The organism is Variovorax sp. M-6, from assembly GCF_052114385.1.
Classification (GTDB): domain Bacteria; phylum Pseudomonadota; class Gammaproteobacteria; order Burkholderiales; family Burkholderiaceae_C; genus Variovorax.
Genome location: NZ_JBFREQ010000001.1, coordinates 1 through 13,835, shown reverse-complemented (window position 1 = coordinate 13,835; position 13,835 = coordinate 1). Strand labels below are relative to the sequence as shown.

The 13,835-nt window shown below is 68.7% G+C and carries 15 protein-coding genes; 5 read left to right on the top strand and 10 right to left on the bottom strand.

The genetic code is table 11. From position 1 onward, the window contains the following. Positions 1 to 5: 5 nt before the first annotated feature. Complete coding sequence (locus AB4Z46_RS00075) at positions 6 to 536, bottom strand: hypothetical protein (protein ID WP_442281429.1); 531 nt, start codon at positions 534 to 536, stop codon at positions 6 to 8. Positions 537 to 683: 147 nt separating this feature from the next. Between AB4Z46_RS00075 and trkA the strand changes: the two genes are divergently transcribed. Both trkA and AB4Z46_RS00065 read left to right on the top strand, forming a co-directional pair. Next, a complete protein-coding gene (gene trkA / locus AB4Z46_RS00070; RefSeq protein WP_442281428.1) occupies positions 684 to 2,150 on the top strand; it encodes a Trk system potassium transporter TrkA in 1,467 nt (488 codons plus the stop codon). A gap of 18 nt (positions 2,151 to 2,168) precedes the next feature. After that, on the top strand, positions 2,169 to 3,635 hold the full coding sequence (locus AB4Z46_RS00065; RefSeq protein ID WP_442281427.1) for a TrkH family potassium uptake protein: 1,467 nt from the start codon (positions 2,169 to 2,171) through the stop codon (positions 3,633 to 3,635). Positions 3,636 to 3,637: 2 nt separating this feature from the next. On the opposite strand, the gene AB4Z46_RS00060 is transcribed toward AB4Z46_RS00065, so the two are convergent. The 6 genes from AB4Z46_RS00060 to AB4Z46_RS00035 form a co-directional block, all read right to left on the bottom strand. Beyond that, the gene (locus AB4Z46_RS00060; protein WP_442281426.1) at positions 3,638 to 3,928 is read right to left on the bottom strand and encodes a hypothetical protein; all 291 of its coding nucleotides are present in this window, start codon (positions 3,926 to 3,928) and stop codon (positions 3,638 to 3,640) included. 90 nt (positions 3,929 to 4,018) lie between these two features. Then, a complete protein-coding gene (locus AB4Z46_RS00055; RefSeq protein ID WP_442281425.1) occupies positions 4,019 to 4,819 on the bottom strand; it encodes a cyclase family protein in 801 nt (266 codons plus the stop codon). A gap of 32 nt (positions 4,820 to 4,851) precedes the next feature. Beyond that, entirely contained in the window at positions 4,852 to 5,253 is a 402-nt protein-coding gene (locus tag AB4Z46_RS00050) for a RidA family protein (protein ID WP_442281424.1), read from the bottom strand. Beyond that, complete coding sequence (locus tag AB4Z46_RS00045; RefSeq protein WP_442281423.1) at positions 5,250 to 6,239, bottom strand: Bug family tripartite tricarboxylate transporter substrate binding protein; 990 nt, start codon at positions 6,237 to 6,239, stop codon at positions 5,250 to 5,252. Before AB4Z46_RS00045 ends, AB4Z46_RS00050 begins: the two co-directional genes overlap by 4 nt. A gap of 21 nt (positions 6,240 to 6,260) precedes the next feature. Beyond that, positions 6,261 to 6,710 carry a hypothetical protein gene (locus AB4Z46_RS00040; RefSeq protein ID WP_442281422.1) on the bottom strand — a complete coding sequence of 150 codons (450 nt, stop codon included), beginning with the start codon at positions 6,708 to 6,710 and terminating at the stop codon, positions 6,261 to 6,263. Between the two features lie 5 nt (positions 6,711 to 6,715). Then, positions 6,716 to 7,852, bottom strand: coding sequence for an aminotransferase class V-fold PLP-dependent enzyme (locus AB4Z46_RS00035; protein WP_442281421.1), 1,137 nt, complete (start codon positions 7,850 to 7,852; stop codon positions 6,716 to 6,718). A 35-nt stretch (positions 7,853 to 7,887) separates the two neighbouring features. Between AB4Z46_RS00035 and AB4Z46_RS00030 the strand changes: the two genes are divergently transcribed. The 3 genes from AB4Z46_RS00030 to amaB all read left to right on the top strand — a co-directional run bounded on the left by AB4Z46_RS00030 (position 7,888) and on the right by amaB (position 11,585). Then, positions 7,888 to 8,580: a Crp/Fnr family transcriptional regulator gene (locus AB4Z46_RS00030; RefSeq protein ID WP_442281420.1), complete on the top strand. Its 693-nt coding sequence runs from the start codon at positions 7,888 to 7,890 to the stop codon at positions 8,578 to 8,580. Between the two features lie 235 nt (positions 8,581 to 8,815). After that, positions 8,816 to 10,063: a saccharopine dehydrogenase NADP-binding domain-containing protein gene (locus AB4Z46_RS00025; RefSeq protein ID WP_442281419.1), complete on the top strand. Its 1,248-nt coding sequence runs from the start codon at positions 8,816 to 8,818 to the stop codon at positions 10,061 to 10,063. Positions 10,064 to 10,079: 16 nt separating this feature from the next. Further along, positions 10,080 to 11,585: an L-piperidine-6-carboxylate dehydrogenase gene (gene amaB / locus AB4Z46_RS00020; RefSeq protein WP_442281418.1), complete on the top strand. Its 1,506-nt coding sequence runs from the start codon at positions 10,080 to 10,082 to the stop codon at positions 11,583 to 11,585. Positions 11,586 to 11,600: 15 nt separating this feature from the next. Here the strand turns inward: amaB and AB4Z46_RS00015 are convergent, their stop codons facing one another. The 3 genes from AB4Z46_RS00015 to AB4Z46_RS00005 form a co-directional block, all read right to left on the bottom strand. Then, positions 11,601 to 12,053 (bottom strand): Lrp/AsnC family transcriptional regulator, encoded by a 453-nt coding sequence (locus tag AB4Z46_RS00015; RefSeq protein ID WP_442281417.1) that lies wholly within the window; start codon positions 12,051 to 12,053, stop codon positions 11,601 to 11,603. A 96-nt stretch (positions 12,054 to 12,149) separates the two neighbouring features. Then, the gene (locus tag AB4Z46_RS00010) at positions 12,150 to 12,608 is read right to left on the bottom strand and encodes a RidA family protein (RefSeq protein WP_442281416.1); all 459 of its coding nucleotides are present in this window, start codon (positions 12,606 to 12,608) and stop codon (positions 12,150 to 12,152) included. Then, complete coding sequence (locus tag AB4Z46_RS00005; RefSeq protein ID WP_442281415.1) at positions 12,605 to 13,585, bottom strand: transglutaminase family protein; 981 nt, start codon at positions 13,583 to 13,585, stop codon at positions 12,605 to 12,607. Before AB4Z46_RS00005 ends, AB4Z46_RS00010 begins: the two co-directional genes overlap by 4 nt. Positions 13,586 to 13,835: the final 250 nt, after the last annotated feature.

Here is a 13,835-nt window from a genome sequence, read left to right as displayed (position 1 = left end):
TGGCGCTATCGAATGACAGCACGGCGGTAGCTGCGCCGCGCCACACCGGCGTACGACACGGGCGTCATGGGCATGCCGATGACGTCGATGAACACCGAAATTTCCGCTCCCTTGGCCGGCATGCTGCCCTTCAGGACCTGGGCCGTGTAGGAAAGGGCAGAGCCTTTCAACACGGGCGACTGCAGCACCACGACCACTTGCCGCATCGAATTGCCTTCGATGATGGAGATGTCGGCATTCGGCGGGTCCGAAAGAAAACTGTCCTTGCCCTTGCTCCAGAAGGGGACGAAGGCCGCTGTCGCCATGTTCCCGGCAATGCGTTCGGGCCGGTCGGAGAAGAACACGGTGACCGGGCTCACGCCCAGCAGCGTCAGCTTGCCGTTCGTCTTGTCGTAGGTCATGCGGTTCGCCGTTTGCACGAACAGGAAGTCGGCCTGCTTCGCAGGCGCGTCAGCGCCCTGCGCCGTGGCGGTCTCGAGCGCGGGCGTCGAGGCGAGCAAGGTCGCGGAGGCAACGAAAACGCGTCGGGTCGTCATGAAGATCCTCCACAAGAGCCATTGCGCAGGGGACATGTTCGCTCGAATTGTCGACAGGCGTCAATTCCGATGCGGACGTGCCTTCTCGAGCGCCATGCGGCGGCGATTCCCTTCGGGCGTATAAAGCGTCCCGGGGGAGTAAATCACTTGAAAATCATCATTCTCGGCGCAGGCCGAATCGGCGAGAGCGTGGCCGGCACGCTCGTGTCGGAGCGCAACGACATCACCGTCATCGACACCGATGCGGGGCGCCTGCGCGAGCTCGAGGAACGCCTCGAACTGCGCGGCGTGGTGGGCAGCGGCATCGAGCCCGACGTGCTGGCCGAAGCCGGTGCGCGCGATGCCGACATGCTGATCGCCTGCGCCGCGCAGGACGAGACCAACCTGGTCTGCTGCAAGGTCGCCTATCAGGTGTTCGGCATTCCGACGCGCATTGCGCGCGTGCGTTCCGATGCCTACAAGGAAGACAGCCCGCTCCTTGGCAAGGAGGGCTTCGCCGTCGACTGCGTGATCTGCCCCGAGGAATCGCTGACGCGCTACATCGGCAAGCTGGTCGAGTACCCCGAGGCGCTGCAGGTGCGCGAGTTCGCCAACGGGCTGGCCTGCCTGGTGTCGGTGCGCGCGGTGGCGGGCGCGCCGCTGGTGCGCCACAGCATCGCCGAGCTGCGCGAACGCGTGCCCGGTGCCGACATGCGCATCGTCGCGATCTACCGCCGGCTCGACAACGAGCCCGACCGCTTCATCGTCTGCGAAGGCCAGACGCTCATCGAGCCCGGCGACGAGGTGTTCGTGCTGTCGGCGCGCGAGCACCTGCAATCGGTGCTGTCGGCGCTGCACCGCTACGACCTGGCCGACCATCGCGACGTCGAGCGCATCATGATCGCGGGCGGCGGCCGCGTGGGGCTGCGGCTCGCAAGACAGCTTTTCGAGACCGGCCGCAAATACCAGATCAAGGTACTGGAGCGCGACCATGCACGCTGCGTGCAGCTCGCCTCCGAACTGCCCAGCAGCGTGCTGGTGCTGCACGGCGATGGCACCGACGAAGACCTGCTGGACGACGAGGGCATCGAGAACATCGACCTGTTCCTCTCGCTCACCAACGACGACGAGGACAACATCATGGCCAGCCTGCTGGCCAAGCGACTGGGCGCGCGGCGCGTGCTGGCGCTGATCAACCGGCGCAGCTATGCCGATCTGATGCACGGCACGCAGATCGACATTGCGCTGTCGCCCGCGCAGACCATGCTCGGCGAACTGCTGGCCTATGTGCGGCAGGGCGATGTGCAGGCGGTCCACAGCCTGCGCCGAGGCGTGGCCGAAGCGCTGGAGATCGTGGCGCGCGGCGACCGCAAGACCTCGCGCGTGGTCGGACGCAAGATCTCGGACATCCAGCTGCCCAAGGGCGCGGAATTCGGGCTGGTCATGCGCGGGTTGCCGGAAATCGGCGAAGGTGCGGTCCCGGCCGGCAGCGAGCCGCCGACGCCGGCGCAAGTGATCATCGCGCGCGGCGACACCGTGATCGAGAGCAACGACCACGTCGTGATCTTCGTGCCCCGCAAGCGCCAGGTGCGCGACGTGGAAAAGCTGTTCCGCGTCAGCGCCACCTTCTTCTGACACCGCCGTCCCTGTCCCATGAGAGACTTCTTTCCGGTGTTGCGCGTGCTCGGCGCGCTCCTGACCTTCTTCTCGCTCGGCATGTTCGTGCCGTGGATCGTCTCGTGGACGCATGCCGACGGCCTGCGCCATGTGTGGGCCGGCTCCGCGGCGATCTCATTCATCTGCGGCGCCGCATTGTGGGGCGGCCTGCGCCGCCACAAGCGCGAGCTGCAACCGCGCCACGGCATCTTCCTGGTGTCCTTCACCTGGGTGCTGCTGCCGCTTGTCTCCACGATGCCGCTGATGTGGGCGCTCGACGCCATCGGGCGGCCGGTCAACTTCACGCATGCGTATTTCGAGTCGGTGTCGGGCCTCACGACCACGGGCGCGACGGTGCTGGCCAAGCTGGACGAGCTGCCGGTGTCGATCAACGTGTGGCGCACCTTCCTGCAATGGCTCGGCGGCATGGGGATCCTGGTGCTGGCGGTGGCCATCCTGCCGCTGCTCGGCGTGGGCGGCAGCCAGCTCTTCAAGGCCGAGGTGGCCGGCCCGATCAAGGACAGCAAGCTGACGCCGCGCGTGAAGGAAACCGCCAAGGGGCTCTGGGGCATCTACGCGACGTTCTCGGCGGCCTGCTTCCTCGCGTACTGGGCCGGCGGCATGACCGCCATCGACGCGATGATGCACATGTTCACCACCGTGAGCCTGGGCGGGCTCTCGTCGCACGACGCGAGCTTTGCGTACTTCGCGTCGCCGCTGCTCGAAGGGGTGGCCGTGCTTTTCATGCTCGCGGCCAGCTGCAACTTCGCGCTCTATTTCGTCGCGATGCGAAAGGGCCACTGGCGCGGCTTCTGGCGTGACCCGGAGTTGCGCGGCACGCTCATCGCGCTGATCGGCGGCGGCCTGCTGGTGGCGGTGGTGCTGTGGGTGAAGGGCGTCTACGGGCCGTTGGATGCGCTGCGCTATGGCGTGTTCCACGCCATCTCCGTCGGCAGCACGACCGGATTCGCGACCGTCGACTACCTGGCCTGGCCCGTGTTCGCGCCGCTTTTCATGCTGCTGCTTTCGAGCGTGGCGACCAGCGCAGGCTCGGCCGGCTGCGGGATCAAGATGGTGCGGGTGCTGATCCTCGTGAAGCAGGCGCGGCGCGAGATGACGCGCCTCGTGCATCCGCGCGCGGTTCAGCCGGTGACGCTCGGCAGCATGGTGGTCGACCACCGCGTGATCTTCTCGGTGCTGGCCTTCATGCTGGTCTACGGCGTGACCACGATCTCGCTGAGCATGCTGCTGGTGCTGACAGACCTCGACCCGGTCACGGCCTTCAGCGCCGTGCTGGCCAGCGTGAACTGCACCGGTCCGGGGCTGGGCACCGTCGGGCCGGCAGGCAATTTCAGCGGCCTGACGGATTTCCAGGTATGGGTCTGCACCTTTGCGATGGTGCTCGGCCGGCTTGAAATGCTGAGCTTCATCGCGCTGCTGACGCCCTCGTTCTGGCGCAAGTGAGCCTACGAGAGCCGTCGTGCGCTCGTACGCAGCCGGTCCCTGAGCGGACCGAGTTCCATGGCGTCGGCCAAGGTCGCGTGGAAGTCCCGAACGTTCAGGGTCAGCAGCTCGCGAATGCACTCGGCCTGGGCCGCGCTGAAGCGCGTGGGCGTCATTGCGTTCAACAGCTGTGCGGCGCCGGCCTTGGCGTCGTCGATCTTTTCGTTCAAGGCGAGGATCGTTTCGACCTGCGCTGCAGTGAACGTGGCGGGGATGTCGGTGGCGTGGACGGAGAGATCTCGAGTTGCATTCATGACCCCAAGATTAGTTTTCGCCGTCGATGCGAGCCATCAGAAATATCCGAAAAATGCCTCCGGCAGCCGATCGCACCCCTTGGCCCCGGCTCAGTTCGGCGTACCGCCGGCGTCGCCCTCGACCAGCGCCAGCACCCGCAACGGGCTGCCCGAGCCTTCGCGTATCTTCAACGGTGCCGACACGATCAACGCGCCCGTCGGCGGCAACTGGTCAAGGTTCTTCAGACACTGCAGCCCATAGCGGTTGGCGCCATGCATCAGCGTGTGGCACGGATAGGCCAGCGGCCAGCCATGGGATTGACCCGCATCGGTGTTGATCGTCTCGACGCCGAAGCCGTGCACGTTGCGCTCGCGGATCAGCCACTCGACCGCCTCCTGCGTCGGTCCCGGTGTGTGCGCGCCGTCGTCGCGCATGTTGACGAAGGCGGCCGGGTCGGCGATCCGCTTCGACCAGTCGGTGCGAAGCAGCACCCAGGCGCCTTCGGGAATGCGGCCGTGGCGCACTTCCCAGGCCTGCAGGAAATCCACCGTCAGCAGCCAGTCGGCATCCTCGGCGACCTCGGCGCTGGCATCGACCACCACCGCCGGCGCAATGAAGTTGCCGGTGTCGATGGTGTCGACCGTGTTGCGCGGATGGTCCTTGCCCGTCACCCAGTGCGCGGGTGCGTCGAAGTGCGTGCCGGTGTGCTCGCCGCAGGTGAAGTTGTTCCAGTACCAGCCAGGGCCGGCCTCGTCGTAGCGCGAGATGCGCTCCATCTTGAAGGCGGCGACCTGGCCGAACTGCGGCGGCAGCTGCAGCGGCGGGAAGTCCTCGCTCAGGGTGTGGGTGAGATCGATCGTGCGGACCGACCGGTCGCGCATGGCCGTGGCCAGCTGGGTCAGGAGGTTCATCGTGGCTTTCAATCAGACAAGGAAAAGGAGACTCAGGTGCGGCGCCGGGCGGTGACTTCGAGTTCGACCTTGGCGCCCTCGACCGCCAATGCGCTGCACAGCGTGGTGTTGGCCGGGCGGTTGGCGCCGAAGCGGCGCTTGAGCACACCGCTGACCGCGATCACATCGCCGCGATCGGGCACATGGACCCGCACCCGCACCACGTCCGCCAGGCTGGCCCGTGCCTGCGCCAGCGCGCTTTCGATGGTGTCGAGCGCGACATCGCACTGCTGCTCGACGGTGGCCGGAAACTCGCCGGTGGCGAAAACCTGGCCCAGCGTGCCCGAGACGAAGATCCAGTCGCCGTCGACCACGGCGCGCGAGTAGCCGGCCAGCTCCTCCCAGCGGGAGCCGCTCTGGATGAACGTGCGTGGCGTGTCGGAGTCGGTGCTCATTGCGCCTTGAACCCCGAGTCGCGGATCACCTTGCCCCAGCCGCGCGAGGCATCGACCACCCACTGCTCGACCTCCTTGGCCGGCGCCGGCGTCACCTCGTTGCCCATCTTGGCCAGCCGTTCCTGCAGGTCGGGCTGAGCCAGGGCGATCTTCATCGCGCGGTCGAACTGATCGACGAATTCGACCGGCATGCCCTTCGGCCCGAAGAAGGCCAGCCACGGGTTCTTGTCGATGCCGCTGTAGCCCAGTTCGAGGAAAGTCGGGATCTCGGGCGCGGTCTTGCTGCGCACCTGGCCCGAACTCGCGAGGATGCGCACCTTGCCGGCGCGGTGGTACTCGATCAATTCGGTCATCGAGGCAATGCCGATCGGGATCTGGCCCGCGAGCAGGTCCTGCACCATCGGGGCTCCACCCTTGTAGGGCACCGAGTTCATCGTGACGCCGAAGGACTTTCCGACAATGTGGCCGATGAACTGCGGCACGCTGGCGGCCGCCGGGATGCCGTAGTTGGCCTCGTTCGGATGGGCCTTCACCCAGGCGCCGAGCTCGGCCATGGTCTTGACGTCGGTGGCGGCGCTGACCGCGAGCACGTTGTAGTAGGAGGCCACGCCGGCCAGCGCCGTGAAGTCGGCCACCGGGTCGTAGCCTGCGGCAGCGATGGTCAGCGGAATGATCACTTGCGTGTGGTCGATCGACAGCATGATGGTCGAGCCGTCGGCCGGCGCGGCCTTGAGCAACTGGGCGGCGATCTGCCCGCCGGCCCCGGGCTTGTTGTCGACCACGAACACCTGGCCGTTCATGGCCTTGCCGAGCTTGTCGATCACCGCGCGCGCCACCACGTCGGTGGCGCCGCCCGGCGGGAAGCCCACCAGCACGCGGATGGGCCCCGCGTAGGCCTTGGTGCTCGCGTGGGCGCTCCAGGGAGACGAGAGCGCGGGGGTGAGCAGCGCCGCCGTGAAGGCCTGGCCGAAATGACGTCGGTTCATGATCTCTTCCTCATCGTGGTGTCAAAGAACTTGCGGAGCGGGTGGCGCGGCGTGGAGCTCCAGGCGTGCCTGGATCAGGAGCACTTCGAGCTCGTGGCAGCGCACCAGGCGCAGCCAGCGGGCGTCGTCCATGTCGGGCGTGCGTGACCCATGCAGGCTGATCCGGCAGCCGCCTGGATCGGCTGCCACCACGGCGTGGATGCGGGGGCTCAGCCCATCGGGCGCGCCGCCCACGTGGTAGACCACTGTCATGTGCGCTTCGTCCACGACCGGGCGCACCCAGCTCGGCGTGTCGTCGAATAGCGAGCGGCCGCGCACCACGCCGCCGCCGACCGCTTCGGTCTGCCAGCAGCCGAGCGCCCATTGCCCGAGCTGCAGGCCGTCGGCAAGAAAGGCCAGGGCCTGTGGCGCGGACACCCGGCAGACGACCGAGGCGCAGTGCGAGCGAAGAAGAGGGGTGTCGATCTGCATGGCCATCAGCGCGTGAGGCGGGCCAATTCGCGCAGGGCGCCGACGACGTCGTCGGCGTTGTTGTAGAAGTGCGGCGCGATCCGGATCACGTCGTTGCGTGCCGAGACCACGTAGCCCGACTGCAGCATCCGTGCTTCGACCTGGGCCGCATTCGCGATGCGGATCGCCGTGTTCGCGCCCTTGGCGGAAGGCTCCAAAGGGCTCGCGACCTCGAGGTCCAGGCGCGTCGCTTCTTCGATGGCGAGCGCCGACAGTTGCCCCAGGTAGGCCTCGATCGCGGGGATGCCGATCTCGTTGAGCAGGCCCATGCTGGCGCGCGCGACGCTGGCGCACATCATCGGCGGCGTTCCGGTGCTGAATCGCGTCGCGCTGTCGGCGAAATCGAGCCGGGCGGGGTCGAACGCGAAAGGATCCACGCGGCCGAACCAGCCGGTGACCGTGGGCACGAGCCGACGCGCGAGCTCGGGGCGCACGTAGAGGAAGGCGATGCCCGGGATCCCGAGCAGGTATTTCTGCGCGCCGCTGGCCAGGACGTCGACCTCCTGCGCGCGCACGTCGATCGCGACCGAGCCGGCGGACTGGTAGGCATCGACGAACTGGACCGCGCCATGCCGGCGCGCGGCCCGGCCGGTGGCGGCGATGTCCACGAGCTGGCCGTCATAGAAGCAGGCCTGCGACACCGACACCAATGCGGTGCGGCCGTCGATCGCCGCGACCACGCGGTCGGTGGTGTCCGTGCCGCCGGCCTCGACGGGCACGAAGCGGGTCTGCGCGCCGCGCGGCTGCTGCGCCAGCCAGACGTGGCAGATCGACGGGAAGTCGAGCGTGGTGGTGACGATCTCCGGCCGATCGGCTTCGAAGCGCAGCGCCGAGGCGAAGGCGGACGCCGCATCCGACACGCTGCCCAGCACGGCGATGTCGTCGACGTCGGCGTGGATCATGCGGGCGAATTCGGCGCGGGCCAGTGCCACTTGCTCCATCCAGTAGCCCCAGTCGGCGCCGCGCCGCACCCAGACGTCGAGGTAGTCGTCGATCGCCTGCCGCACCGGCAGGCTGAGCGCACTCTGGGAGCAGCTGGACAGCTGGATCGCGTTGTCCAGGATGGGAAAGAGCTTTCGGTACGAAGAGAATGGATGTTTCATGAAACGGCTCGGTGCAATGACGGGGCTTTGAGGCGATGAACAAGAATGGAGACACGACAGCGACCCCTTCGGCTTGGATCGAGGTGCCGCATTTCGACTGGGGGACGCTGACAGCGCAGGGCGCACCGACGGTTCGTTTCCACAAGGGCCAGACCCTGTTTTCGCAAGGCGACGCGGTGACCCACGTCCATGTCGTGGAACAGGGGCGGGTGCGGCTGGTGCTGCTCTCGGCGGCGGGCCACGAGAAGCACATGGCGATAGTCGGCACTCACGGGATGGTCGGCGAGTGCAGCGCCTTCCTGGACGGCAGGCACTCGGTGAGCGCGGTCGCTTCGTCGGATGTCGTTGCGCGGCAGGTCGAGCGGCAGCACCTGCTGCTGTGCATGGAGCGCGATCCGGCCTGCCTGCGCCAGGTGCTCTGGCTCATGAGCGTCAAGCTGCGCGTGCTGGCGCACCAGAACCTGTTGCTGAGCCAGGCCACGGCCGCGCAGCGGGTGGTCCACCACCTGGTGCAACTGGCCGGCACCTACGGCGAGGCGCAGGCGCAGGGTGTCGCGATACGGATTTCGTTCACGCACCAGGAGATGGCCAACATCGCCGGCCTGAGCCGGGTCATGACTTCGAACGTGCTCCTGCAGCTGCAGGAGCAGGGACTGATCGAGATGGTCAAGTCGCATTGCGTGATTCGCGAGATGCAGGGGTTGAGGCGGCTTGCCTTGGGCCTGTGAGGTGGAGGGGTTGGCTGCGGTCCAGTTTAGGAACGCGTTGCGGCGCCGTATGTCAACGGCTTTACAAGCACGATGGTTTTTCTTGCAGCGCGCCCCGGAGGCGGCGCCTGACCCTTCGACCGTCCATCCCGTCGTTCCGTCGGGGCGCCGCGTTTCCTCGACGCAATGGCGGCTTCTCCATGCCAGCGCGGCCTCCTACAGTTCCTGAGGCTCGATCGCTGGAAGGAGGTGCCCGATGAACCCGATCCTGATTCGCAACATCCTCGTGCTGGGCGCGGGCAAGGTGGGCGGCACGGTGGCCGACATGCTGGCCGAATACCACCGCATTGCGGTCACGCTGGCCGACCGCGAGCCCCCGCGGCGCGAACTCGGCGACCGGCTGGTGCGGCGCGCCGTCGTCGATGCCGAGGACGACACGGGGCTCGCGGCCGCGCTGGAGGGGCACGAGATGGTCATCAACGCGCTGCCTTTCCACCTGGCCGCACGCGTCGCCGCGGCGGCCCGCGCGCGCGGCGTGCACTACCTCGACCTCACCGAGGATGTCTCGGCCACCCGCGCCATCCGCGCCCTGGCCGACGGCGCCGACGCGGTGCTGATGCCGCAGTGCGGGCTCGCGCCCGGCGTGATCGGCATGCTGGGCGGGCACCTGGCAGGGCGCTTCGACGACTTGCAGTCGCTGCACCTGCGCGTCGGCGCGCTGTCGCGCCACGCCACCAACCGCCTGCGCTACGACTTCACCTGGAGCATCGACGGCGTCATCAACCAGTACTGCCATCCGTGCGCGGCCATCGTGCAGGGGCGGCCGGTCACGGTGCAGCCGCTCGAGGGGCTCGAGACGCTGGTGCTCGACGGCGAGTGCTTCGAGGCCTTCAACACCTCGGGAGGGCTCGGCACGCTGTGCGAAACGCTCGCCGGACAGGTGCGCGATCTCGACTACAAGACCCTGCGCTACCCCGGCCACCGCGATGCCATGGACCTGCTGCTGAACGGCCTGCGGCTGGGCGAGCGCCGCGATCTGCTGCGGCAGGTGCTCGACCACGCCGTACCCCACAGCCGGGAGGACCGGGTGGTCGTGTTCGCGTCGGCCTCGGGCCTGCGCGAGGGCCGGCTCGAGCAGGAGACCCGCATCGCCCGCATCCACGGCGGCCGGCTGCGTGGCGTCGACCGCACCGCGATCGAACTGGCGACGGCCGCGGGCGTGGTCGGCGTGTTCGAGCTGCTGCGCACCGGCCGCCTGCCGGCGCGAGGTTTCGTGCGACAGGAGCAGGTGGCGTTCGACGCCTTCCTTGCCACGCGCGTGGGCCGTTGCTACGCTGGCCTGGATGATTCGAGCCCGGGTGACGACCGTGCAGGCCCGACTCTCGCGCATGCCTGGCCGCCTCAGGCCGACGCCGGCCAGCCCCAACGCGGCCTGCGGCCCCCTCGGGGGCAGCGATCACGCGAAGCGAGGGAACCCGGGGGCTTCAGGCGCGGTGCCGCATAGGGAAAGAGCCGAGACCATGAACGATCCATCGACGATTCTGGCGCGCTGCGGCATCGACGCGGCGGACCTGTCCGGCGGCACGCTGGGCGTGCGCTCGGCCATCGACGGCGCGGAACTGGCGCGTCTGCATGAAACCCCGGCGGCATCGATGCCCGCGCTGATCGCCCGCGCGCAGGCCGCATTCCGCCCCTGGCGCGAGCTGCCGGCGCCCGCGCGCGGCGAGCTGGTGCGGCTGTGGGGCGACGAGCTCCGCAGTGCCAAGGCCGACATCGGCCATGTGATCTCGATCGAGGTCGGCAAGATCGCCCAGGAAGGCCTGGGCGAAGTGCAGGAAGGCGTGGACATCTGCGAGTTCGCGCTCGGCCTGTCGCGCCAGCTCTATGGCCGGACCATCGTGTCCGAGCGCCCGGGCCACCGGATCATGGAGCAGTACCACCCGCTGGGCCCGGTCGCCGTGATCACGGCCTTCAATTTCCCGAGCGCGGTGTTCGCCTGGAACGCGGCCATCGCGCTGGTGTGCGGCGACCCGGTGATCTTCAAGCCGTCCGAGAAGGCGCCCCTGTCGGGACTCGCCACCTTCAGGGCGCTGGAACGCGCGATCGCGCGCTTCGGCGAGCGCGCGCCGGCGGGCCTGGCCCAGATCGCGATCGGCGGCCGTGCGCAGGCGCAGGCGCTGGTCGACAGCCCGGACATCGCGCTGGTGTCGGCGACTGGCTCCACGCGCATGGGCCGCGAGGTCGGCCCGCGGGTGGCGGCGCGCTTCGGCCGCCGCATTCTCGAGCTCGGCGGCAACAACGCGATGATCGTGACGCCGGCGGCCGATCTCGACATGGCGCTGCGCGCCATCCTGTTCAGCGCCGTGGGCACCGCGGGCCAGCGCTGCACCTCGCTGCGCCGGCTGATCGTCGATCGTCGGGTCAAGGACGCGCTGATCGCCAAGCTGCTGCCGGCCTACGAGAGCCTGCGCATCGGCCATCCGCTGCAGGAGGGCGTCCTGGTGGGCCCGCTGATCGACGAAGCGGCCCACGACGCCCTGCAGCGCGCCATCGCCGAGGCGTGGCAGCAGGGCGGACGGATCCTGGTCGGGGGCGGGCGTGTCCTGGCCGAGCGCTTCCCGAACGCCTTCTACGTGCAACCGGCCATTGCCGACATGCCGGCGCAGACCGAGCTGGTGCGCCGCGAGACCTTCGGTCCGCTGCTCTACGTGCTGGGCTGCGAGGGCCTGGAAGAAGCCATCGCCTTGCACAACGACGTGCCGCAGGGACTGTCTTCGTGCATCTTCTCGAACGACCTGCGCGAGGTCGAGCGCTTCCTCTCGGCGGCGGGTTCCGACTGCGGCATGGCCAACGTCAACATCGGCCCGAGCGGCGCGGAGATCGGAGGCGCCTTCGGCGGCGAGAAGGACACCGGCGGCGATCGCGAGAGCGGCTCCGACGCCTGGAAGCAGTACATGCGCCGCGCCACCAACACCATCAACTATTCGACCGGCCTGCCGCTGGCGCAGGGGGTGCAGTTCGACTGAGCCGGCGCACCGGGCTCAGTCTGGTGCAGGAGGGACTGCGCTGCGCCGGTCGACCTTGCGGCTCAGCACCACCGCCGTGTGCGTCTGCCGGATGCCTTCGATCTGGCCGATCTGGTCGAGCAGGGCGTCGAGCTGCTCGTTGCTTTCGCAGCGCAGGAACACCATGTAGTCGTACTGGCCGCTGACCGCCGACAGCTCCTCGACCTCGGGCAGGCGCTCGAGCGCGCGGACCACCGCCGTGCCCATGCGCGGCGCGACGCTCAGGCCGCAGTAGGCCCGTACCGCGGCCTGTTCGAGCCGCTGGCCGAGCCGCACGCCGTAGCCGGCGATCACACCGTCGCGTTCCAGCCGCGCGACGCGGGCCACGACCGTGGTGCGCGCCACGCCGAGCTTGCGGGCGAGCAGCGCCGCTGGCTCCCTGGCGTTGGCCTGGAGCAGGCTCAGCAGGTGGCGATCGGTGCCGTCCATCGAGGGCGGTCTCAGGCCGGCGCCGGGCCGACCCAAGTCGGCCTGCGGCCCCCTCGGGGGGCAGCGACACACGAAGTGAGGAGCGTGGGGGTCAACTTATTCCACTTCGGCGATCAGCTCGATCTCCACGCAGGCACCCATCGGGATCTGCGCGACGCCGAAGGCGCTGCGCGCGTGGGCGCCTTTCTCGCTGCCGAAGACCTCGGCCATGAGCTCGCTCGCGCCGTTGGTCACCAGGTGCTGTTCGGTGAAGGTGCTGGTCGAATTGACCAGGCTCATGAGCTTGACGATGCGCTTGACCTTGTTCAGGTCGCCGACCGCCGCGTGCAGGGTGCCGAGCAGGTCGATCGCGATCGCGCGCGCGGCCTGCTTGCCCTCGTCCGTGCCGAGCGCGGCACCGAGCTGGCCGACCCAGGGCTTGCCGTCCTTGCGGGCGATGTGGCCCGAGAGGAAGACCAGGTTGCCGGTGCGCGCGAAGGGCACGTAGGCCGCGGCCGGGGTGGCGACGGGCGGCAGGGTGATGCCGAGGCGGGACAGCGTGTCGTAGATGTTCATGAGGACTCCTTGTTCTGGGATTGAGATTGGGATTGGGATTGGGTTTGCGACAGGGCCTGTGCGATGCGGGCGGCTTCGTCCTTCAGCTCCTCGAGCGGCCGCACGGTGACCCTGACATCGAGCGTGTGCCGGGCCCCGCCATGCAGCACGCCGCGCATCGGCGAGACGTCGGAATAGTCGCGGCCGACGGCCAGTGTCACGTAGTCCTCGCCGGGCTGGCGGCCGTTGGTCGGGTCGAAGTCGGCCCAGTCGCCGGGGCCGTCGGCGCCTGGCAGGTAGAGCGACACCCAGGCGTGCGAGGCATCGGCGCCGACCAGGCGCGGGCGGCCGGGCGGGGGCTGGGTCAGCAGGTAGCCGCTCACGTAGCGCGCCGGCAGGCCCAGGGTGCGCAGGCAGGCGATCATGATGTGGGCGAAGTCCTGGCAGACGCCCTTGCGCTGCGCCAGGGCCTCGATCGCCGGCGTGCTGATTTCGGTGCTCTCGGCGTCGTATTCGAAGTCGCGGTACATGCGCAGCGTGAGGTCCAGCGCGGCGTCGAAGGCCGGCCGGCCCGGTGCGAAGCTGGGCCGCGCGTAGGCGGCGAAGTCGTCATGGCGCGGCACGTAGCGCGACGGGAAGACGAACTCGGAGGCCGGGTCGTAGCTCGAGTCCTTGACGTAACGGAAGCGCTCCCGCACCTCTTCCCACGGCAGCTTGGGCGCCGCCGCCGGCGACAGCACGGGCTGCGCGGTCTCGACCACGCTCTCGGCGGTCACCACCAGCTCGTCGTGCGTCGCCTCGAGCGCGAAGAAGGCGCGCGCATTGCCGTAGACGTCCGGCGACTCCTCGTGCAGGGCGGGTGTCGGGCTGATCGTCAGCGCATGGCTCACGAGGCGCTGCGAGGCGGTGTTCATCGGCTTCAGGTGCGCCAGGTGCTGCGCCGTCTCGACCGGCGGCGCGTAGTCGTAGCGGGTTGCATGGGTGACGTGAAGCAGCATAGGGCAGAGCTTACAGCTGCCCGCCCAGGGCGGGTGCGAGGGGCAGGAATTGGGCTCGGGGATTGTCTCCAAGCGGAGCGCCAGTTGGTTGTACCCCGGGCTTGTTTCCCATGGAAGCGCGCCCGGCATGCGGTGCGGGCCCGTCGACCCCACTGCGCCGGCCCTTCGGGCTGCCTTGCGGTGCTCGCTTCAGGCGGGGTCCGCGCAAACTCGCTTCGCTCAAACACGCGCGGCCCTTCTTCCGCCTGAA

Excerpts from the sequence above, each read along its gene's own strand:
- AB4Z46_RS00075 (WP_442281429.1), bottom strand. The coding sequence starts at position 536 with ATGACGACCCGACGCGTTTTCGTTGCCTCCGCGACCTTGCTCGCCTCG.
- AB4Z46_RS00065 (WP_442281427.1), top strand. The coding sequence starts at position 2,169 with ATGAGAGACTTCTTTCCGGTGTTGCGCGTGCTCGGCGCGCTCCTGACC.
- AB4Z46_RS00060 (WP_442281426.1), bottom strand. The coding sequence starts at position 3,928 with ATGAATGCAACTCGAGATCTCTCCGTCCACGCCACCGACATCCCCGCC.
- AB4Z46_RS00055 (WP_442281425.1), bottom strand. The coding sequence starts at position 4,819 with ATGAACCTCCTGACCCAGCTGGCCACGGCCATGCGCGACCGGTCGGTC.
- AB4Z46_RS00050 (WP_442281424.1), bottom strand. The coding sequence starts at position 5,253 with ATGAGCACCGACTCCGACACGCCACGCACGTTCATCCAGAGCGGCTCC.
- AB4Z46_RS00045 (WP_442281423.1), bottom strand. The coding sequence starts at position 6,239 with ATGAACCGACGTCATTTCGGCCAGGCCTTCACGGCGGCGCTGCTCACC.
- AB4Z46_RS00040 (WP_442281422.1), bottom strand. The coding sequence starts at position 6,710 with ATGCAGATCGACACCCCTCTTCTTCGCTCGCACTGCGCCTCGGTCGTC.
- AB4Z46_RS00035 (WP_442281421.1), bottom strand. The coding sequence starts at position 7,852 with ATGAAACATCCATTCTCTTCGTACCGAAAGCTCTTTCCCATCCTGGAC.
- AB4Z46_RS00030 (WP_442281420.1), top strand. The coding sequence starts at position 7,888 with ATGAACAAGAATGGAGACACGACAGCGACCCCTTCGGCTTGGATCGAG.
- AB4Z46_RS00025 (WP_442281419.1), top strand. The coding sequence starts at position 8,816 with ATGAACCCGATCCTGATTCGCAACATCCTCGTGCTGGGCGCGGGCAAG.
- amaB (WP_442281418.1), top strand. The coding sequence starts at position 10,080 with ATGAACGATCCATCGACGATTCTGGCGCGCTGCGGCATCGACGCGGCG.
- AB4Z46_RS00015 (WP_442281417.1), bottom strand. The coding sequence starts at position 12,053 with ATGGACGGCACCGATCGCCACCTGCTGAGCCTGCTCCAGGCCAACGCC.
- AB4Z46_RS00010 (WP_442281416.1), bottom strand. The coding sequence starts at position 12,608 with ATGAACATCTACGACACGCTGTCCCGCCTCGGCATCACCCTGCCGCCC.
- AB4Z46_RS00005 (WP_442281415.1), bottom strand. The coding sequence starts at position 13,585 with ATGCTGCTTCACGTCACCCATGCAACCCGCTACGACTACGCGCCGCCG.